Below are 19,501 nucleotides of genomic sequence, written 5' to 3' on the forward strand. Positions count from 1 at the left end.
CCGCGCTCCGGTATCGTTGCGTGCTGAAGATGCCGCACTGTCGGGGGGCGGAACGTTGTGCTGGCGCAACGTTCGGCGGTGATCCCGGCATTTAGTGGACCTGCCTGATCGGGAGTCTTTCTGGTGTCCGTCGACCGAACCCTGTTGCGCGAACTGCCCCTGTTTTGCCGCCTCGACGAGGCAGAGCTTGCACAGGTGATGCGGCATGCCCTGGCGACGGATGCGCCGCGCGGGACGCGCATTTTCGCCCAGGGCGACGTGGCGGACAGGTTCTACCTGCTGCTGCGCGGGTGGCTGAAGGTGTCGCAGGTTACGCCGGACGGGCAGCAGATTCTGGTGCGGATCGTGAATCCGGGGGATCTGTTCGGCTTTGCGCGCGCTCTGAACCGGCCCGACTATCCCGGCACCGCCCGGGCCGTGGTCGACAGTCTGGTGATCGGCTGGCCAATGGCGGACTGGCCGCTTGTCGTCGAAGCGAGCCCGACCGTCGCGGCGAGCGCGATGCGCACCCTTGGCCAGCGGCTCGACGAGGCCCATACCCGGTTGCGCGAACTGTCGACCGAGGAGGTCGAACGGCGGATCGCGCACACCGTGTTACGGCTTGCCGATCGCGCCGGACGGGCGGAGCAGGGCGGCATCCGGGTGGATTTTCCGATCAGCCGTCAGGACGTCGCGCAGCTTTCGGGCACGACGCTGCACACCGCCTCGCGCGTGCTGTCGGGCTGGGAAAGCCGGGGGTGGGTGGCAAGCGGCCGCCAGCGCCTGACCGTCACCGACCGGCGCGCTCTCGCCCGGCTGGCCGACCCCGACTGAAACCTTTCGTTGTTTGTCGCGGCGCAACGACACCGGGCGCGGCGCGCGCTAACCCCACCCGAAAGGTTCAAAGGAGACACGCGATGAAACGGAAAATCTGTCTGGCCATGATGCTGGCGTTCGGGATGGCGGGCGCGGCTTTCGCAGCGGAGCATGAGGTGAAGATGCTCAACAAGGGCGCGGCGGGGGCGATGGTGTTCGAGCCTTCGTTCGTGCGGGCCGAACCGGGCGACGTGATCCACTTTCTGCCAACCGACAAGAGCCATGATGTGCAGTCGATCGACGCGATGCTGCCCGAGGGCGTGGCCCCGTTCAAGGGCGAGATCAACAAGCCCTATGACCTGGTGGTGACCGCGCCGGGGATCTATGGCATCAAGTGCTCGCCGCATTTCTCGATGGGAATGGTCGCGCTGATCCAGGTGGGCGATGCTCCGGCGAACCTCGAGGCGGCAAAGGTGGTGAAGCTGCCGAAGAAGGCGCAGCAGCGCATGAACGCCGATTTCGATCAGGTCAAGTGACGGAGGTGTGCCCCGCCCAGGCGGGGCACGGTTTCAGGCGGTGAACAGGCCGTCCTCGATCCGGCGGTGTTCGGCAAGGTCTTCGGTCAGCTTGCGCAACCCGCCATAGAGCGCTGTCCATGATCCGCAGGCCCCTACCGGAAGGGTGATGTCATGGGTGATCCCGCGCAACGCTTCGTCCAGTTCTATCACGCGGGCGCGGGCCGCAAACCAGTCTTCAAGTTCCAGGTCCACCGGGGAAAGGCCGCGCGACAGGGCGGGGAACAGGGTTTGTTCCTCCAGCCCCATTTGCGCATCGAGCAGCGCCGAAAGCGAAACCAGCACCTCGGTCAGGCCAAGCGGGGCTTCCTCGTGATCGCCGTGCACGGCCTCCACCTTCTGCGCCATCGGCAGCAGCCACGAAAGTTCCTCGCGATGGGCGGCGTGGTAACGGGTCTTGAGGTGGTTGATCAGCGCAGCGGGATCGGCGGGCGGGGTGCGGTCTGCCCGGGCGACCAAGGCGCGCAGATCGGCGCGAAGCCTGCCCAGATCGACGCCCGCCTTGTTTGCGGCCTCGCCGAGCGGGGTCTGACCGCCGCAGCAGAAGCTGATCCCCGCGCGGCGGAAGATTTCGGCCGCCCCGGGGATCTGGGCGGAAATTTCGGCCACCGGGGTTTCGGCGGCGAACAGCGTTTCTGTCATTTCAGTCTCCTTCGGGGGTGGGGGCCCATGCCTGCGCGCAGGGCGGGCCGAGCCGCAGCAGATCGACGGCCCGCGCCGCGATCTGGCGGGTGATCGCGGCCACCGAACACGGCCGCAGATAAAAGGCGGGGACGGGGGCAGGATGATCCCGCCCATTTCCGTCACCGCGAGCATGTTGCGCAGATGCGCCTGCGTCAGCGGCGCCTCCCGCGCCAGCAGCACGAGCGGGCGGCGTTCCTTGAGCTGCACCCCGGCGGCCCGGGTCAGAAGCCCGTCGTCGAGCCCGGTGGCGATGGCGGCGAGCGAACGCATCGAACAGGGTGCGACGATCATCCCCGCCACCGGACAGGAGCCCGAGGCGATCGCCGCCCCCGGATCGGCCTGCGCATGGACCCGCGCGGCAAGGCGGATCAACCGGTCTTGCGCCTCGGGGCCGACCTCCTCGCGTAGCGTGCGTGTGGCCATCGCCGAAACCACGAGGTCGATCTCGGCCCCGGCCGCGCGCAGCAGTTCCGCACAGTCGAGCGCCAGCGCCGCCCCCGAGGCCCCCGAAACTCCCAGCACCACCCTCATGCCAATATCCGGGCGAGGATCTCGTCGGCCCGGGCCTCATGCCCCGGATCGAGCCGCATCAGGCGGCCCCAGTCACGGGTGGTCTCGGTGCCGGTCTTGTTGGTGGCGTCGATGCCGATCTTGCCCGCCAGCCCCGCGCGCGGCGCGGCGAAATCCAGATAGTCCATCGGCGTGCCGTCGATCAGCATCACGTCGCGGGCCGGGTCCATCCGGGTGGCGATCGCCCAGATGATGTCGGGCCAGTTGCGGATGTCGATGTCACCGTCCACCACGACGATCATCTTCGTATAGCTGAACTGGGGCAGCATTCCCCACAGCGTCATCATCACCCGCCGGGCCTGCCCGGGATAGCGCTTGTCGATCCGGACCACCGCCATCCGGTAGGAACAGGCCTCGGGCGGCAGCCAGACATCGCAGATCTCGGGGATCTGGGCGCGGATCGTCGGCAGGGCGAGGGTGTTGAACACCGCGCCGATGACGGAGGGTTCGTCCGGCGGGCGACCGGTGACGGTGCTCAGATACAGCGGATCGCGCCGGCAGGTGATCGCCGTGACCTGCATCACGGGGAAGGGCTCGGCGGCGTTGTAATAGCCGGTATGGTCGCCGAACGGGCCTTCGGGCGCGGTTTCGGCCCCGATCCAGCCTTCGAGGATGATCTCTGCCCGCGCGGGCACCATCAGCGGCACGGTCGTCGCGGGGGCCAGTTCCGTCCGCGCCCCGCGCAACACGCCGGAAAAGCCCACCTCGGACACCGTTTCCGGCAAAGGCAGCGCGGCCGAAAGCAGCAACGCCGGGTCTGCCCCGAGCGCCACCGCGATGGGCATCGGTTCCGCCCCCCATGTGCGGTGATGGGCCGCCCCGCCGCGATGCGCAAGCCAGCGCATGATCGCGCGGTCCGGCCCGATTACCTGCATCCGATAGACCCCAAGGTTATAGCGCGCCAGATCCTGCGGTCCGCTGTCACGCGGGCGGGTGATCACCACGGGCCATGTGATCAGCGGCCCGGCATCCTCGGGCCAGGGCGTCTGCACCGGCAGCGCCGTCAGATCCGGCAGCCGCTCCTGTTGCGCGGGCGGATGGGCCACGATGCGCGGCCGCGTCGCAAGGGCCGCGCGCAGCATCGGCCAGCGCGACAGCGCATCGCGCATGCCCTCGACCGGCGCGGGCGCCCGCAGCGCCGCAAGAAAGGCGCCGAAATCCGCCACCTGATCGGGGGCAAGGCCCATTCCCGCGGCGACGCGGGCCGGCGTGCCGAACAGGTTCGCGACAACGGGAATGCCCGGGCGTTCGAACCGCAGCGCCGGACCTCCGCGCCGCAGGCAGGCCAGCTGGACCGCCGTCATCTCATGGCGCAGGGCCACCGGGTCACGGATGGGCACCAGCTCGCCCCGGCCCTCAAGCCAGTCGAGAAAGGTGCGAAGGTCGGGAAAGGCGGGCAGGCTGCGCATCGGGGGCTCCGGGTTCGGGCCGGGCTAGCACGGGCGAAATGCGCGCCGCTTGATATCGGTCAACCGAAGCCGCGCAACCCGGGGCTAGAGCGGCGGCATGACCCGCGCATTCCTGCTCCACCTGCCCCCGCCACCTTTCGCTCCGGCCTTGCTCGGAAAGGGGTTGAGCGCGCTGCTGCAAGGGATCGCCCGGCGCCATCCATCGATCCTCGTGCGGCTTGGCGCCTATGGCGGGGCGGATTTCCTGCTTGATGTGACCGATGTGCCGGTGCTTTTGCTGATGTCGCCCGCCGCCGGGCGGATGCGGGTGTTCCGGCGGAGCGCCGTGCCCGCGCATGGGGCGGGCATCCGCGGCAGCCTTGCGGCGTTCCTGTCCATGCTGCACGGGGTCGAGGATGGCGATGCGCTGTTCTTTTCCGGCGCGCTGACGATCTCGGGCGATACCGCGGCGGTGCTGGCGCTGCGCAATGCGCTCGACGATGCCGAGATCGACCTGACCGAGGAACTTGCCGCGCATGGCGGGGCGTGGGTGCACGGCCTGTCGGACTGGCTTGCGCGGCAAAGCGGGCTCGTGCTGTCGAGGAGAGGGACATGATGGAACTGGTTTGTCCGGCGGGCACGCCGGCGGCGCTGCGCGCAGCGGTGGAGGCCGGCGCGCATGCGGTCTACTGCGGCTTCGCCGATGAAACCAACGCGCGCAATTTCCCCGGCCTGAATTTCAGCCGCGACGAGATGGCCGCCGGCATCGCCCATGCCCATGCGCGCGGCGCCAAGGTGCTGGTGGCGATCAACACCTTCCCGCGTGCGGGCGAGGCGGGGCTGTGGCACCGGGCGGTGGCCGATGCGGCGGCGGCGGGAGCCGACGCGGTGATCCTTGCCGATGTGGGGTTGCTTGCCCATGCGGCCGGGGCGCATCCCGGCCTGCGGCTGCATCTGTCGGTGCAGGCCGCGGCGGCCAATGCGGATGCGATCAATTTCTACGCCGAAACCTTCGGCGTGCGGCGGGTGGTGCTGCCGCGTGTGCTGACCGTTGCGGAGATCGCCGCGATCAACCGCGAAACCGATTGCGAGACCGAAGTGTTCGTTTTCGGCGGCCTGTGCGTGATGGCGGAGGGGCGGTGTTCGCTGTCTTCCTATGCCACGGGGCTGTCGCCGAACATGAACGGGGTCTGCTCGCCCGCCAGTCATGTCGATTACGCCGAACGGGATGGCGCGCAGGAGGCGCGTCTGGGCGGGTTTCTGATCCACCGCACGCCACGGGGGATGTCCGTGCCCTATCCGACCCTGTGCAAGGGCTGCTTCACCGCGCCGGGCGGGGCGCAGAAGGCGCAGACCGGGCATATCTTCGAAGATCCCGTCAGCCTTGATGCGACGGACCTTATCCCGGCGCTGGAAAAGGCCGGGGTGCGGGCGTTGAAGATCGAGGGGCGGCAACGGTCCCGCGCCTATGTGGCCCAGGTGGTTCAGGCGTTCCGCGCCGCGGTCGAGGCGGCCGGGTCGGGGGCACCGATGCCGCATGGGATCCTGGCCCGGCTGACCGAAGGGCAGGCGGCGACCACCGGCGCCTATGCAAAGACATGGAGATGACATGGATCTGACCGTCGGGCCGATCGCCTTTTTCTGGGATGCCGCGCGGGTGCGGGCGTTCTATGCCGGTCTGGCCCGTGCGCCGGTTGCGCGGGGCGTGATCGGCGAATGGGTCTGTTCGAAGCGTCTGCCGTTCTGGCAAGGCGAAATTCCGGGCGCGGTGGAGGCCCTTGCGCAGGCGGGCAAGGAGGTCGCACTGTCGACGCTGACGCTGATCACGCTCCGGCGCGAGCGGCGGCAGACGGAGGATCTGTTCGGGACCGGACTGCCGGTGGAGATCGCGGATATGGGGGCGCTGAAATACCTGCCCGAGGGGGCGCCGTTCTGGGTCGGTCCGACCGTCAACGTCTATAACGAGGGCACGCTCGAATGGCTCGCGCGGCGTGGGGCGCGCCGGGTGTGCCTTCCGCCGGAACTGCCGATGGCCTCGGTTGCGCGGTTGGCACGGGCGGGGCAGGACGCGGGCGTGGCGGTCGAGGTCTGGGGCCATGGCCGCGCGCCGCTGGCGATTTCCGGGCGGTGCTATCACGCGCGCCTGCATGATCGCGCAAAGGACAGCTGTCAGTTCGTCTGTGGCGACGACCCGGACGGGCGAAACGTGGATACGCTTGACGGTCAGCCCTTTCTGACGGTGAACGGGGTCCAGACGCTGGGTCGCGCGGTAACGACGGCGCTGCCCCATGTTGCGGCACTGCGCGATGCCGGGGTGTCGGCGCTGCGGCTGTCGCCGCAGGTGGGGGATTTCGGTGCGCTTGCGGCGGTCTATGCCCGGGCGCTGGCCGGTGCGGAACCCGCGCCGATGGACGTGCTGCGCGGCCTGATGCCGGAGGCGTCCTTCGCGGACGGGTTCCTTGCCGGGATGGCGGGGGCCCAGCTCAGTCCAGAAGCCGGATGAGCTTTGGCAGGGCCTGTTCGATCGGCTCCTGATAGCCGATCGTCTCGACGAAATCGCCTGTGCGGTCGAACAGCATCACATAGGCGGTATGGTCCATGGTGTAATCCGCGTCATCCCCCACCCTGCGGGCGTAGATTGCGAAAGATGTCAGGGCCTTGTCCGTTTCGGCGCGGGTTCCCGAAACGCCGGTGATCCCCTCGGACCAGGACAGGTAGTCGGCAAGTGTCGCGGGCGTGTCCCGTTCCGGATCGACGCTCACGAACCAGATCCGCAGCGCGCCCTGCCGCGGGCCGAGCGCCTCCTGCCACTGGGTGATGTCGCCCAGTGTCGTCGGGCAGACATCGGGGCAATGGGTGTATCCGAAGAAGACCGCCGAAGGATGGCCCGTCAGGCTGGCGGCGGTGAAGGGCGTCCCTGCGGTCGTCGTCAGGACATAGTCACCCTTGCCGATTGCGGCGCGGGCGTCCGGTCCCGTGGCGTCGGGCCGCGGGGCGGGAAGCAGGAACCAGCCGGCCGCCGCCGCGAGGAGCGCGGCGGCGGCAAGGCCGATCCATTCGGTTCGGATCTGCATGGGCAGGCCTCAATGCTTGCCGGTTTTCGCGCCGGGTTCCAGCACATGCAGCGGCACGACGACCGGGCCAGCATGTTCGAAGGTCAGCGTGACATCGACCACCTTGCCTTCCTCGAGCGGCTGGGTCAGGCCCATGAACATGATATGTTCCGCGCCGGGTTTCAGCTCGAGCACCGTTCCCGGCGCGATTTCCAGCCCGCCCTCGATCCTGCGCATCTTCATCACGTCACCCTGCATCGACATCTCGTGCAGTTCGACCGCGCGGGCAAAGGGAGCCGTGCCGCCCGTCAGCCGGTCGGCGGTGGCGCCGGTGTTGCGGATGGTGACGAACCCGCCCGCAACCTCGGCGCCGGGCAGCGTGGCGCGGGTGAAGCCATGGGTCAGTTCGAGCCCGCCGGCCGTAACCGGCTGATGCGCGAAAGCGGGGGGTGCCAGCGCCACCAGGGCGCACAGGGTCAGGGTCTTGAGCATGTCGTATCTCCTGTAGGGGCGCAGAGGTCCGGGTTGATGCAGCCTGCCGCGCGAAAGGGTTGAAGTCGATGATCCGGCACCCCCGCCGATGCCATGTCGCGCGCCAGACGGTCCAGCGCCGCGCCATCCAGAAGCCGGTCATGGACCGTGGTGCGGATGTCGCAGGGCAGCCCGCTCGCCAGCACATGCGCAAGGCTGCGCCGGGCGCGCGGGCCCCCGCCCGGGGTGCGGGTGATGGGGTCGTAGTCGTCGAAGGCGGCCTTCACGTCGAAGCCGATCCAGTCGATCAGCGACAACACCTGCGCCAGCCGATCGGGGTAGGGGCCGGCCGAATGCAGCCCGATGCGGAATCCCATCGCGCGCACCGTGCGGATGGCATCGGGCAGCGCGGCCTGCAACGTCGGTTCGCCGCCCGAGAACACCACCGCATCCAGCAGCCCCCGGCGGGCCTCGAGAAACGCCAGAACCCCGGGCCAGGGGATCGTGCCCCCGGTCGCCGGAATCAGGTGCGGGTTGTGGCAATAGGCGCAGTCCCAAGGGCAGCCCTGACAGAACACGGTCGCCACCAGCTCCCCCGGCCAGTCGCAGGCCGACAGCCGGCTCAGGCCGCCCACCCGCAGCTCAGGCGGGCTCTGCAAAGAACCGGCGTTCCGCATGTTCGCCCTTCTTGCCCGCGTTGAACGAGGCGACCGGCCGGTGATAGCCCATCACCCGGGTCCAGACCTCGCAGGGCTGGCGTTCGGCCTCGGTCAGGGTGATTTCTTCCTGCATCTCTTTCTCCTATTCCGCGGCCAGTGCCAACCGCTTTGCCGCGAGCCTCTCGGCATCGCAAATCGGGCAGAAGGCGTGTTCGCCCTCAAGGTATCCGTGCACCGGGCAGATCGAGAATGTCGGCGTCACGGTGATATAGGGCAGGGCGAAGCGGCTCAGGGCACGCTGCACCAGCTTGCGGCAGGCGGCGCCGGAGCTCAGCCGGGTGCCCATGTAGAGGTGCAGCACAGTGCCGCCGGTGTATTTGCGTTGCAGCGCGTCCTGCCGTTCCAGCGCCTCGAACGGGTCGTCGGTGAAGCCGACGGGAAGCTGGCTCGAATTGGTGTAATAGGGGTTGGAAGCGGTTCCGGCCTGAAGGATTCCGGGGAAGCGCTTGCGGTCTTCGCGCGCGAAACGGTAGGTCGCCCCCTCGGCCGGGGTGGCCTCCAGGTTGTACATGTGGCCCGTCTCTTCCTGATAGCGGACGATCCGGGCGCGGACGTGATCCAGCAGGCGCAGGGCGAAGGCATGGCCGCTTTCGGTGGTGATGTCTTCGCCATCGGCGGTGAAATTGCGGATCATTTCGTTGACGCCGTTCACGCCAAGAGTGGAAAAATGGTTCCGCAGGGTGCCGAGGTAACGCTTCGTGAACGGGAAAAGCCCGTCGTCCATCAGCCGCTGCACCGTCTTGCGCTTCAGTTCCAGGCTGGTCCGGCCCAGGTCGAGCAACTGGTCGAGCCGCGCAAGCAGCCCCGCCTCGTCGCCCCGGAACAGATACCCCAGCCGCGCGCAATTCACCGTGACGACGCCGATCGACCCGGTCTGCTCGGCGCTGCCGAACAGGCCGTTGCCGCGTTTGAGCAACTCCGTCAGGTCGAGCTGCAACCGGCAGCACATAGACCGGATCATGTTCGGCTTCAGTTCGGAATTGATGAAGTTCTGGAAATAGGGCAGGCCGTATTTCGCGGTCATTGCGAACAGCCGCTCGGCATTCTCGCTTTCCCAGGGGAAATCGGGGGCGATGTTGTAGGTCGGGATCGGGAAGGTGAAGACCCGCCCGCGCGAGTCGCCCCGTGACATCACCTCGATATAGGCGCGGTTGATCAGGTCCATCTCGGGCTGAAGCTCGCCATAGGTGAAGGGCATCGCCACACTGCCGATCACCGGAACCTCGTCGCGCAGATCCTCTGGGCAGGTCCAGTCGAAGGTCAGGTTGGTGAAGGGCGTCTGCGTGCCCCAGCGGGAGGGCATGTTCAGGTTGTGGATCATCTCCTGCATGGATTGCACGATCTCGTCATAGCCGAGCCGGTCCTTGCGCACGAAGGGCGCCATATAGGTGTCGAAGGAGCTGAAGGCCTGCGCGCCCGCCCATTCGTTCTGCAGCGTGCCGAGGAAATTCACCACCTGCCCCATGGCGGACCGCAGGTGCCGCGGCGGGGCGCAGTCGATCTTGCCGGGGATGCCGTTGATCCCCTCGTTCAGCAGCATCCGCAGCGACCAGCCCGCGCAATAGCCCGCCAGCATGTCGAGATCGTGGATATGGATGTCGCCCGCCCGGTGCGCCGCGCCGACTTCGGGCGGGTAGACATGCGACAGCCAGTAATTCGCCACCACCTTGCCCGAAACGTTCAGGATCAGCCCGCCCAGAGAATAGCCCTGATTGGCGTTCGCATTCACCCGCCAGTCGGAACGGTCGAGATATTCGTTGATCGAGGCCGCCATATCGACAAGGGTCCGCCGATCGGCCCGCGCCTGTCCGCGCTTTTCGCGATAGACGATATAGGCCCGCGCGGTCCCGGTATGCCCGGCCTGGATCAGCGCCTGTTCGACGATGTCCTGCACCTGTTCGACATCGGGCGCCTGCGCCCCATGCCGATGGGCGACGACGGTCAGGACGGAATCGGTCAGCCTCCCCGCCTCCGATGCGCCGAAGGCGCCGGTGGCGGCGCCCGCGCGGGCAATGGCGGCGCGGATGCGGCCGGGGTCGAAGGCGACCATGCGGCCGTCGCGCTTGACGATGAGGGCGGGGAGGGGCTGTGGCATCTTGGGTCCGGTATCTGGGGAAGGGGGCCGGGGCTGCGGGGAAATGGCGCGGCCCCGGCGGACGGGGGCGGTTTCGGGATCAGTCGCGCGCCTCGTCGAGCAGGCTTCGGACCCAGAAACCTGCCGCGCAGGCGGCGGGCACGCCCAGGGGGACGGACAGGGTCACCGCCAGTTGCGGCGACATGGCATGCAGTCCCACGGCCTGCGACAACAGGCCGAGCATGAACAGGTTGATGGCCACCGCTCCCGCCGCGAAGACGTAAAGCAGCACGCCGAGCTTCCAGACCGGCCAGCGCCCTTCCATGAGGTCCTCCTTTGCCTGTGCGGCCACCATGCGCCGGCCATTCCCGCGCCGCCTTGACTTTCGTTAAGACCCGCGCGGGCCGGATCGCGCATGTCTCGGGGGATCGAAACCGCTCCGGGAGAATCTCGCCATGCGCGAAGTCCTGACGAAGAGCATGGCCCGCAACATCTTCTATGGTGGGTCCCTGTTCTTCATCGCCATATTCGTGGCGCTGTTCACGCAGAGCCACCTCTACATCACGAGCCGCTCCACAAATGTCGCGACGCTGACCCCCAGCGTCGCCGCGGGAAAGCACGTCTGGGAAAAGAAGGCCTGCATCAACTGTCACACCATTCTGGGCGAGGGTGCCTATTTCGCGCCCGAGCTTGGCAATGTGATGAAACGCTGGGGGGTGCAGGATGACCCGGAAATGGCGTTTGAAACGCTCAAGGGCTGGATGGAGTCGCAGCCTTCCGGCGTTCTGGGCCGCCGCCAGATGCCGCAATTCCACCTGACGGACCAGGAAATCCGCGAATTGACGGACTTCCTGCTGTGGACCGGCACAATCAATACCCAGAACTGGCCGCCGAACGACGCCGGTTGAGGAGAAAATCATGAAGTATCAAACACAAAGGATTGCCCTCGCCTATATTTACGTCGCGCTTGCGCTGTTCGCGGTGCAGGTCACGATGGGGCTGGTGCTGGGCTATATCTATGTCGATCCGAACTTCCTGTCGGAAATCCTGCCGTTCAACATCGGCCGGATGCTGCACACCAACGCGCTGATCGTTTGGTTGCTGACGGGCTTCTTTGGCGCGGCCTATTTCCTGATCCCCGAGGAGGCCGAGCATGAAATCCACTCGCCGCTTCTGGCCTATGTCCAGCTCGCGATCCTCGTCGCGGGCACGGCGGGGGCGGTGATCACCTATCTGTTCAACCTGTTCGAGGGCAATTTCCTGCTCGGCAAGCAGGGGCGTGAGTTCCTTGAACAGCCGACATGGGTCAAGGTGGGCATCGTCGTCGCGGCGCTGATCTTCCTTTACAACGTCACGATGACGATCCTGAAAGGGCGCAAGACGGTGATCTCCACCATCCTGCTGGTCGGGCTGTGGGGGTTGGCGTTGCTGTTCCTTTTCGCCTTCTACAACCCGCCGAACCTCGCGCTCGACAAGCAATACTGGTGGAACGTGGTCCATCTCTGGGTGGAAGGCGTGTGGGAACTGATCATGGCCTCGATCCTCGGCTTCCTGATGCTGAAGCTGACGGGGGTGGACCGCGAGGTGGTCGAGAAATGGCTTTATGTCATCGTCGCCACGGCGCTGTTCTCCGGCATCCTCGGCACCGGGCACCACTACTACTGGATCGGCATGCCGGCCTACTGGCAATGGGTGGGGTCGCTGTTCTCCTCCTTCGAGATCGTGCCGTTCTTCGGGATGATGGCCTTTGCCTTCGTCATGGTCTGGAAGGGGCGCCGCGACCATCCGAACAAGGCGGCGCTGCTGTGGTCGCTCGGCTGTGCCGTGCTGGCGTTCTTCGGCGCAGGGGTCTGGGGCTTCCTGCACACGCTGCACGGGGTGAACTACTATACCCACGGCACCCAGATCACCGCGGCGCATGGCCACCTCGCCTTCTTCGGGGCCTATGTCTGCGTCAACCTCGCGCTGTTCACCTATGCGATGCCGGTGCTCAAGGGGCGCGACCCCTACAATCAGGTGCTGATCATGGGGTCGTTCTGGCTGATGGCCGGGGGCATGCTGTTCATGACCTTCGTGCTGACCTTCGCGGGCACGCTCCAGACCCATCTGCAACGCGTGTTGGGCGAGGGCTACATGGATGTGCAGGACCAGCTCGCGCTGTTCTACTGGATGCGCTTCGGATCGGGCTTTGCGGTGGTGCTGGGGGCGTTCCTGTTCATCGGCGCGACGCTGATCCCCGGCCGGCGCGAGGTGATCGAACCCGGCCCGGTCGTCAGGCATGCGGCGGAGTAAGGCCATGGACGGAACCCTGATCGAAGGGGGCGCCGCCCCCTTCTACCTGCCGCAAGGCGACGAATGCGACGTTTTCGCCGCCGCCCATCGGGCGTGCCTGCCGCTGTTGCTGAAGGGGCCGACGGGCTGTGGCAAGACCCGCTTCGTCGCCCATATGGCGGCGCGGCTGGGGCGGGCCCTTCATACCGTGTCGTGCCACGATGACCTGTCAGCCGCTGACCTGATCGGGCGCTATCTGCTCAAGGGGGGCGAGACCGTCTGGGTGGACGGGCCTCTCACCCGCGCCGTGCGGGAGGGAGCGATCTGCTACCTCGACGAAGTGGTCGAGGCGCGCAAGGATGTGGCCGTGGTGCTGCACCCGCTGACCGACGACCGCCGGATCCTGCCCATCGACCGCACGGGCGAGGAATTGCACGCCGGGCCGGGCTTCATGCTGGTGGCCTCCTACAACCCCGGCTATCAGAACATCCTGAAAACCTTGAAGCCTTCAACCCGGCAACGGTTCGTCGCGCTCGAATTCGGTTTTCCCTCGCCGATGCTGGAATTGTCGGTCGTCTGCCGTGAAAGCGGTCTCGACGAGGACCGTGCCCGGCTTCTGATCCGCATCGCGGGCAAGCTGCGCGGCCTGAAGGGGCAGGATCTGGATGAGGGCGTTTCCACCCGGCTGGTGGTCTATGCCGCTACGCTGATTGCGCGCGGCATGGGGTTTGACCGGGCGGTGGAGGTGGCGATGATCGAGCCGCTGACCGATGAGGCCGATGTGAAACGTGGCCTTGCCGATCTGGTCGCGGCGCTGGCGGGCTGACATGGTCGAGGTCATTCCCTGGGAACCGGAGGAGACCGTTGGCAAGCTCTGGCACCGGATTGCCGGGCGGCTCGATGGCGGGTGCGATTTCTCGGTCGCGAGGGTGACGCTTGAGGAAATGCGCGCCCGTGTTGCCGTGATGTTCCGCGGGCTTGGCGGTGACCCGTCCGTCGAGATCAAGGCGGTGGTCGCCGAGGAAAGCCGGCATCGGCTTGGCCTGCGCCGTCGGTTGGCGATGCCCGCCGAACATGTTGCCCGGGCCAGCTATGATGGCGAGGTCCTGCGCCTGCCCGCCGACCTCGCCGAGTTTCCAGAACGCGCCGGAAACGTTGGGCTCTATCTCTGGCTCGCGGCGATGGCGGCCCATGCGCCCGCGCCAGCGGCTTTGCCCGAAGACCCGCTCGCGGCCGATCTGGCGGCGATCAGCGCGGCACAGGACATGGTTTCCGCGACGCTCAGGGCCGCCCCTGGGCTGCATGCCCTCTGGCAGGGGCTGGTGGCGGCGCATCTTGCGTATCGCCCGCGCCCCGTGCGGGGAGGCGTCGAGGCGGATGTCGAGGCGTCGATCCGCCATGCGCTGCTGGGAATGCGGGGCGCCGCGGCGCCTGTGGGGGCCGCGCCGCGGGGCTACCGGCCGTTCCGGCCCGTTCCGATGTGGCCCGACCTGCGGCAGGTGCGGTTCTCGGCCCGGTCCGAGGTGGAAAATCCGCCTGTCGGCGGGACGCCAGAGGAAGGCGGCGACGGCGCCGCCCGCAAGGCCCGCCGCCATGCCACCGACCGCGTCGAACGCAAGGACAGCATCATCATCTACAAGTTCGAGGCCTTGCTGTCGTGGACGCAATTCCTCAACCTCAACCGCCGGGTCGAGGATGACGATCTTGAGAACGCAAAGAAGGCGGCGCAGGATCAGGAGGAGATCGGTCTTGGCCAAATCTCGAAAATGCCGGCGACGAAGCTCAAGCTGCATCTCGACCTCGCGCCGGAGGATGTCGACCGCGAGCGGATCGCGGATCGCATTACCTACCCAGAATGGGAGACCCGCTCGGGGCGCTATCTGCCCGATCACACCCGCGTTCTGGCTGCCCCGGTCACGCCCGGACCGGGGCAGACGGTCGTCTTCGACCCGGCGGCACAGCGGCGCATCCGCGCCGTCCGGCGCCGGTTCGAGGCCCTGCGCCCCGCGCGCCTCCTTTGCCCCGGCCAACCCGATGGTGAAGAACTGGACCTCGACGCTGCGCTGCGCGCGATGACCGATCTGCGTGCGACCGGGCAGGGCAGCGACCGGATCTGGCGCCAGTCCCGCCCCGAGCGGCGCGACCTGTCGGTGTCGATCCTGCTCGACGTGTCGCGGTCGACCGAATCCATGGTGACGGGGCGGCCCGTGATCGACATCGCACGCGAGGCGTTGACGGCCTTGGCATGGGGGCTTGATGCCTGCGGCGACCGGTTTGCAATCGACGGGTTTTCCTCGCTCCGCCGCGACAGGGTCTATCTGTATGGTTGCAAACGGTTCGATGAACCGATGGGCGCGGTGGTCGAAGCCCGCATCGCGGCATTGCGGCCGGGTTTCTACACCCGGCTCGGGGCGGCGATCCGCCATGCCTCGGCGGGTCTTGCCCGGCAGGGAACGGGGCGGCGGCTGCTTCTGGTGCTGACCGACGGCAAGCCCAACGACCTTGACCATTACGAGGGCCGCCACGGTATCGAGGACAGCGCCATGGCCGTGCGCGAGGCCCGCCGCGCGGGACACGCCGTCCACGGCATTACCATCGACCGTGACAGCCAGGCCTGGTTCCCCCGCCTGTTCGGGCAGGGCGGGTTTTCGGTGATCCGCGACCCGGACAGGCTGGTAATGGCGCTGCCCGATATCTACCGGCATCTGGTGGCGTGATGCGGATCGACGATCTTCCGGGCGAATTGCTGATGTGGGTGCTGATCGGGTCCGAAGTGGCGGTTTTCGCCGCCGGGATCACGGTGATGGAGGCGGTGCGGCTGACCGATCCTGCCGGTTTCGCTACGGCGCAGGGGATGCTGGACGGCCGCATGGCAACACTGAACACCGCGCTTCTGGTGACGTCGGGGCTGTTCGCCGCGCGGGCCGAACGCGATGGCGGAAGAGCCGGGCTTTTGCTCGCGGCGCTTGGCGGGGTGGCGTTTCTGGCGGTGAAGATCGCCGAATACACCGCCGATGCGGCACGCGGGGTCACGATGGAGGCCCATCCGTTCTTCACCTTCTACTACCTGCTGACCGGATTCCATGCGGCCCATGTGATCGCGGGGGTCGTCGTGCTTGTGCTGGTGGCGATCCGGCCCCGGCGCGACACGGCGCAGGCGGCGGCGATGTTCTGGCACATGGTCGATCTGGTCTGGGTGCTGTTGCTGGCGCCCGTGTATCTGCTGGGGTAGGGAATGGATCCGCTGACGCGAAACTGGCTGTGGTTGCTGGCGCTGATCGGGGCGACGGTGGCGCTTGCGGGCTGGCCCGCGGCGCTGCTGGCGGTGGCGTTCCTCAAGGCGGTGGCGATCCTGAACGGGTTCCTGCACCTGACGCGGGCCTCCGGCTGGCTGACGGCCTTCGCGGTTCCGCTCGGGCTTTGGCTTGCTGCGATCTGGGCGCTGCATGCGGTGGGCTAACACGACCAGGCGTCGCCGGGATCGGCGAGCGTGAGGTCGCGCAGCGCGGAAACCGAACCGATGGTGGCGTTGTTCTGGCGCACCTGGACGCCGTGGTCGCGCAACCTGGCGAAGGCGCGGCTGAGGCTTTCGGGTTTCATGCCGAGCCGTCCGGCGATCAGCATCTTGTCGTAGGGCAAGGTGACCGCGGCCCGTTCGGCGCCCTCCGGGCACAGTTCCAGCAGGAATTCCGCCACCCGCTGCGTGCCAGAACGCGCCTTCAGTTGCTCGATCTGTTCGACCAGCCCCTGAAGGTGCTGGAATGTCGAGGCGATGATCGAGATCGCCGCCTCGGGTCGCGCCTTCAGCATCGACAGCAGCGCCTCGGCCGGCAGGGCGATCACCCGGGCCTCGGTCGAGGCTTCCGCCGACACCGGATAGGCCGCCTGGCGCAGCGCGATCGGTTCGCCGAAACTTTGCCCGCGGGTCATGGTGCCCACCACGGCCTCCGCCCCGCTCGGCGCGATGCGGTAGAGCTTGACCCAGCCCTCGGCCACGATGTGCAGCGAAAGCGCGGTATCGCCCTGATGGAAGATCGGTGCGCCGCGATCATAGTGCGTCACGCGCGCGGCATCGAGCAGCGGTGCGCGCAGGTCCGGTGGCAGCGTGGCAAACAGGCGCGACTGGCAGGCGATGCGGCGGAATGCGGGCGTAAGGGGAACGGACATCGGCGGCGACCTTGTGCTGGGCGGCCGGAGCCGCGGATTTTCCCGTTCATACGCCGGTCATCCTCACGGTTATTTGTGCTGGCGCAACGATGGGCGCGACAATTGCCGCTAAGGACGCGTCAGACCGGGGAGCCCCGGACAAGCGAGGAAAGGACCAGCCATGACTTTCACCCCCATGACACGCCGCACCGTATTGGCGGGGGCCGCGATCGCCGGAGCCCTGAGCCAGGTGCATGCCGTCGTCGCCGAAACAAAGGAGGTTCTGACCCCTGTCGCTGCCAGCGCCGAGGGCCTGCCCCGGGTCAAGGTGACACTTGTCGACCCGCCTTTCGTGCATGCGCATGAGCAGGTCGCGACCTCCGGCCCGAAGATCGTCGAATTCGAGATGACGATCCACGAGAAAAAGATCGTGCTGGACGACGACGGGACCGAGACCTTCGCCTTTGCCTTCAATGGCACGGTGCCCGGCCCGCTGATGGTCGTGCATGAGGGCGATTATGTCGAACTGACGCTCATCAACCCCGAAACCAATGACCTGATGCACAACATCGACTTTCACGCCTCGACCGGGGCGCTTGGCGGTGGCGGGCTGACGCAGGTCAACCCGGGCGAGAAATGCGTGCTGCGGTTCAAGGCGACCAAGGCCGGGGTGTTCGTCTATCACTGCGCCCCTCCGGGCATGGTGGCGTGGCATGTCGTTTCCGGCATGAACGGGGCGATCATGGTCTTGCCGCGCGACGGACTGAAAGACGGCAAGGGCAATCCGTTGCACTACGACCGGGTCTATTACGTCGGCGAGCAGGATTTCTATGTGCCGCGCGACGAGACGGGTGCCTTCCGGAAATACGACAGTCCCGCCGATGCCTATGACGACACGCTCAAGGTGATGCGGACGCTGACGCCCACCCATATCGTGTTCAACGGCAGGGTCGGCGCGCTGACCGGCGACAGCGCCATGACCGCGAAGGTGGGCGAGACGGTTCTGATCGTGCACAGCCAGGCCAACCGCGACACCCGCCCGCACCTGATCGGCGGGCATGGCAATTTCGTCTGGGCGACAGGCAAGTTCCACAATGCTCCCGACACGGATCAGGAGACATGGTTCATCCCCGGCGGCACAGCGGGGGCGGCGCTTTACACGTTCGAGCAGCCGGGCATCTATGCCTATGTGAACCACAACCTGATCGAGGCTTTCGAGCTTGGTGCCGCGGCGCATTTCAAGGTCGAGGGAGACTGGAACAATGACCTGATGACGCAGGTTCTGGCGCCCACGGCGGTCTGAACCCCGAGGAGGTGAGGATGCGCGTCTGGGTCGCTCTGGCGGTTCTCGGGTTTGCCCTGGCGGCGGGGGTGGGGGCGCGGCTCTGGTTCGCGCGCCCCGCCCCGGTGCCGGGGCCCGAAGTCGTCCGGCTGGAACCGATGACGTTCCGGCATCGGCTGGACGGGGACTGGCGCCGTGACGGCCGCCCGGTCGATCCGCCCCGGGCCGAGCTGCGCATTCCCGCCCCCGTCTGGATCATGGTCCGCCCGGTCAGTGTGGCGGACTACATGGCCTGTGTCGACGAAGGCGCCTGCGGGATGCCTTCAGGCCCGCGCGGGGCGGACCTGCCCGTGACGGGGGTGAACTGGCTTGATGCCAATGCTTATGCGACATGGCTTTCACGGCGCACGGGGCAGCCATGGCGCCTGCCGACAGATGTGGAATGGGCACAGGGCGCGGGCGATCTGTTCCGCGACGATGCGCTTGGAATCGCGGATGATCCGGCCAATCCCGCGGTGCGCTGGATCGCCGAATACGAGGCCGAGGCCGCCCGCAGCCGCACCCGGGACCGCGACATACGCCCCGCAGGGACACTCAACCGCAGCGGAACAGGAATGCGCGATATCGGCGGCGCGGTCTGGGAATGGACCTCGACCTGTCTGCGGCAGGTGGACGTGGATGCGCAGGGCAGGGTGCTGCGCGAACGCCCGAATTGCGGTATCTATATCGCGGAGGGGCTGCACCGCGCCGCGCTGACGGTCTTTGTCCGCGACCCGAAATCGGGGGGCTGTTCGGTGGGGACGCCGCCCGACAATCTGGGGTTCCGGCTGGTACGGGAGGGAGTTTGATGGACGATGCGATGCGGATCGGGCGGGCGCTTCTTGCTTCGGCGGCGGATGCGTTGATCGAAACTGATCGGTGCGGGGTGAAGCGCCGCGTCGGACCGCGTGATCAACCGGTTCTCACGCATCAGCCGCTTCAACTCGGCATGCACATCCACCGGCGCCTCGCTCGGCTCACTGGCGTCGCGCTCCTGACTTAGGCTCCAGACCCATTGATTTCGGTCCTTTGGCGTGATTCAGGCTCCGCAAGGAGACCTGATCGATGAGCAATCTTTACTGGCTGACCGACGCGCAGATGGAGCGGCTGAAGCCGTTCCTCCCCAAGAGCCATGGCAAGCCCCGCGTCGATGACCGTCGTGTACTCAGCGGCATAATCTTCATCAATCGCAATGGCTTGCGCTGGTGCGATGCGCCGAAGGAATACGGACCAGCCAAGACCCTCTACAACCGGTGGAAGCGCTGGAGCGACAATGGCGTCTTCGCCAGGATCATGGTGGGCCTGGCCGCTGAGCACGCCGAACACAAAACGATCATGATTGATGCGACCTATCTCAAGGCACACCGCACGGCTTCGAGCCTGCGGGTCAAAAAGGGGGGCGATCGCGCCAGATCGGGCGAACCAAAGGCGGGA

21 protein-coding genes and 3 pseudogenes are annotated in these 19,501 nt (G+C 67.2%); 15 read left to right on the top strand and 9 right to left on the bottom strand.

The annotated features are described in order from the left end of the window. The first annotated feature begins 123 nt into the window (after nt 1–123). Together DYS74_RS17425 and DYS74_RS17430 are read left to right on the top strand one after the other, a co-directional pair. Nucleotides 124–813: a Crp/Fnr family transcriptional regulator gene (locus tag DYS74_RS17425; RefSeq protein WP_113901687.1), complete on the top strand. Its 690-nt coding sequence runs from the start codon at nt 124–126 to the stop codon at nt 811–813. 83 nt (nt 814–896) lie between these two features. Next, nucleotides 897–1,331, top strand: a complete 435-nt coding sequence (locus DYS74_RS17430; RefSeq protein WP_113901688.1) for a pseudoazurin — start codon at nt 897–899, stop codon at nt 1,329–1,331. Between the two features lie 33 nt (nt 1,332–1,364). Here the strand turns inward: DYS74_RS17430 and DYS74_RS17435 are convergent, their stop codons facing one another. The 3 genes and pseudogenes from DYS74_RS17435 to DYS74_RS17445 form a co-directional block, all read right to left on the bottom strand. After that, a complete protein-coding gene (locus DYS74_RS17435; protein WP_113901689.1) occupies nt 1,365–2,012 on the bottom strand; it encodes a DUF542 domain-containing protein in 648 nt (215 codons plus the stop codon). Between the two features lies 1 nt (nt 2,013). Continuing rightward, nucleotides 2,014–2,585, bottom strand: a pseudogene (locus DYS74_RS17440) (UbiX family flavin prenyltransferase). Continuing rightward, nucleotides 2,582–4,033 carry a UbiD family decarboxylase gene (locus DYS74_RS17445; protein WP_121534925.1) on the bottom strand — a complete coding sequence of 484 codons (1,452 nt, stop codon included), beginning with the start codon at nt 4,031–4,033 and terminating at the stop codon, nt 2,582–2,584. Before DYS74_RS17445 ends, DYS74_RS17440 begins: the two are co-directional and overlap by 4 nt. A gap of 163 nt (nt 4,034–4,196) precedes the next feature. Between DYS74_RS17445 and ubiT the strand changes: the two genes are divergently transcribed. From ubiT to ubiV, 3 genes are read left to right on the top strand one after another with little or no spacing between them, the layout of a single operon-like run. Next, nucleotides 4,197–4,628 (top strand): ubiquinone anaerobic biosynthesis accessory factor UbiT, encoded by a 432-nt coding sequence (gene ubiT / locus DYS74_RS17450; RefSeq protein WP_245965327.1) that lies wholly within the window; start codon nt 4,197–4,199, stop codon nt 4,626–4,628. Continuing rightward, complete coding sequence (ubiU, locus tag DYS74_RS17455; protein WP_113901708.1) at nt 4,628–5,620, top strand: ubiquinone anaerobic biosynthesis protein UbiU; 993 nt, start codon at nt 4,628–4,630, stop codon at nt 5,618–5,620. The genes ubiT and ubiU overlap by 1 nt, the downstream gene beginning before the upstream one ends. Before the next feature lies 1 nt (nt 5,621). Further along, on the top strand, nt 5,622–6,515 hold the full coding sequence (gene ubiV / locus DYS74_RS17460) for a ubiquinone anaerobic biosynthesis protein UbiV (RefSeq protein WP_113901692.1): 894 nt from the start codon (nt 5,622–5,624) through the stop codon (nt 6,513–6,515). Here ubiV and DYS74_RS17465 read toward each other — a convergent pair. The 5 genes and pseudogenes from DYS74_RS17465 to DYS74_RS17490 all read right to left on the bottom strand — a co-directional run bounded on the left by DYS74_RS17465 (nt 6,496) and on the right by DYS74_RS17490 (nt 10,654). Further along, on the bottom strand, nt 6,496–7,086 hold the full coding sequence (locus DYS74_RS17465; protein ID WP_113901693.1) for an SCO family protein: 591 nt from the start codon (nt 7,084–7,086) through the stop codon (nt 6,496–6,498). The two genes, ubiV and DYS74_RS17465, sit on opposite strands and share 20 nt — an antisense overlap. A gap of 9 nt (nt 7,087–7,095) precedes the next feature. Continuing rightward, nucleotides 7,096–7,557 (bottom strand): copper chaperone PCu(A)C, encoded by a 462-nt coding sequence (locus DYS74_RS17470; RefSeq protein ID WP_113901694.1) that lies wholly within the window; start codon nt 7,555–7,557, stop codon nt 7,096–7,098. Further along, complete coding sequence (locus tag DYS74_RS17475) at nt 7,542–8,213, bottom strand: anaerobic ribonucleoside-triphosphate reductase activating protein (RefSeq protein ID WP_113901695.1); 672 nt, start codon at nt 8,211–8,213, stop codon at nt 7,542–7,544. The genes DYS74_RS17470 and DYS74_RS17475 overlap by 16 nt, the downstream gene beginning before the upstream one ends. Continuing rightward, nucleotides 8,179–10,350, bottom strand: a pseudogene (locus tag DYS74_RS17485) (ribonucleoside triphosphate reductase). Before DYS74_RS17485 ends, DYS74_RS17475 begins: the two are co-directional and overlap by 35 nt. A 79-nt stretch (nt 10,351–10,429) precedes the next feature. Beyond that, the gene (locus DYS74_RS17490; protein WP_113901698.1) at nt 10,430–10,654 is read right to left on the bottom strand and encodes a hypothetical protein; all 225 of its coding nucleotides are present in this window, start codon (nt 10,652–10,654) and stop codon (nt 10,430–10,432) included. Nucleotides 10,655–10,784: 130 nt separating this feature from the next. Here DYS74_RS17490 and DYS74_RS17495 point away from each other — a divergent pair, with 130 nt between their 5' ends. Genes DYS74_RS17495 through DYS74_RS17520 form a run of 6 tightly spaced genes read left to right on the top strand, consistent with a single transcriptional unit; the run spans nt 10,785 to nt 16,060 of the window. Beyond that, on the top strand, nt 10,785–11,237 hold the full coding sequence (locus DYS74_RS17495) for a c-type cytochrome (protein WP_113901699.1): 453 nt from the start codon (nt 10,785–10,787) through the stop codon (nt 11,235–11,237). 10 nt (nt 11,238–11,247) lie between these two features. Next, complete coding sequence (locus DYS74_RS17500; RefSeq protein WP_113901700.1) at nt 11,248–12,621, top strand: cbb3-type cytochrome c oxidase subunit I; 1,374 nt, start codon at nt 11,248–11,250, stop codon at nt 12,619–12,621. A gap of 4 nt (nt 12,622–12,625) precedes the next feature. Further along, nucleotides 12,626–13,426: a CbbQ/NirQ/NorQ/GpvN family protein gene (locus DYS74_RS17505; RefSeq protein WP_113901701.1), complete on the top strand. Its 801-nt coding sequence runs from the start codon at nt 12,626–12,628 to the stop codon at nt 13,424–13,426. Nucleotide 13,427: 1 nt separating this feature from the next. Beyond that, on the top strand, nt 13,428–15,317 hold the full coding sequence (locus DYS74_RS17510; protein ID WP_113901709.1) for a nitric oxide reductase activation protein NorD: 1,890 nt from the start codon (nt 13,428–13,430) through the stop codon (nt 15,315–15,317). Next, nucleotides 15,317–15,832, top strand: a complete 516-nt coding sequence (locus DYS74_RS17515) for a cytochrome c oxidase subunit 3 (RefSeq protein WP_113901702.1) — start codon at nt 15,317–15,319, stop codon at nt 15,830–15,832. The genes DYS74_RS17510 and DYS74_RS17515 overlap by 1 nt, the downstream gene beginning before the upstream one ends. Nucleotides 15,833–15,835: 3 nt before the next feature. Next, nucleotides 15,836–16,060 (top strand): hypothetical protein, encoded by a 225-nt coding sequence (locus DYS74_RS17520; RefSeq protein WP_113901703.1) that lies wholly within the window; start codon nt 15,836–15,838, stop codon nt 16,058–16,060. Here DYS74_RS17520 and DYS74_RS17525 read toward each other — a convergent pair. Then, nucleotides 16,057–16,767, bottom strand: coding sequence for a Crp/Fnr family transcriptional regulator (locus DYS74_RS17525; protein WP_113901704.1), 711 nt, complete (start codon nt 16,765–16,767; stop codon nt 16,057–16,059). The genes DYS74_RS17520 and DYS74_RS17525 overlap by 4 nt on opposite strands. A gap of 160 nt (nt 16,768–16,927) precedes the next feature. Between DYS74_RS17525 and nirK the strand changes: the two genes are divergently transcribed. From nirK to DYS74_RS17545, 4 genes and pseudogenes are all read left to right on the top strand, one after another. Continuing rightward, on the top strand, nt 16,928–18,049 hold the full coding sequence (gene nirK, locus DYS74_RS17530) for a copper-containing nitrite reductase (protein ID WP_113901705.1): 1,122 nt from the start codon (nt 16,928–16,930) through the stop codon (nt 18,047–18,049). Between the two features lie 17 nt (nt 18,050–18,066). After that, nucleotides 18,067–18,876, top strand: a complete 810-nt coding sequence (locus tag DYS74_RS17535) for an SUMF1/EgtB/PvdO family nonheme iron enzyme (RefSeq protein WP_121534928.1) — start codon at nt 18,067–18,069, stop codon at nt 18,874–18,876. Continuing rightward, complete coding sequence (locus DYS74_RS17540; protein WP_113901707.1) at nt 18,876–19,070, top strand: hypothetical protein; 195 nt, start codon at nt 18,876–18,878, stop codon at nt 19,068–19,070. The genes DYS74_RS17535 and DYS74_RS17540 overlap by 1 nt, the downstream gene beginning before the upstream one ends. Nucleotides 19,071–19,132: 62 nt before the next feature. Continuing rightward, nucleotides 19,133–19,501 (top strand): annotated as a pseudogene (locus tag DYS74_RS17545) (IS5 family transposase); the annotation flags it as partial.

This window comes from Paenirhodobacter hankyongi, assembly GCF_003664585.1.
GTDB lineage: Bacteria > Pseudomonadota > Alphaproteobacteria > Rhodobacterales > Rhodobacteraceae > Rhodobacter > Rhodobacter hankyongi.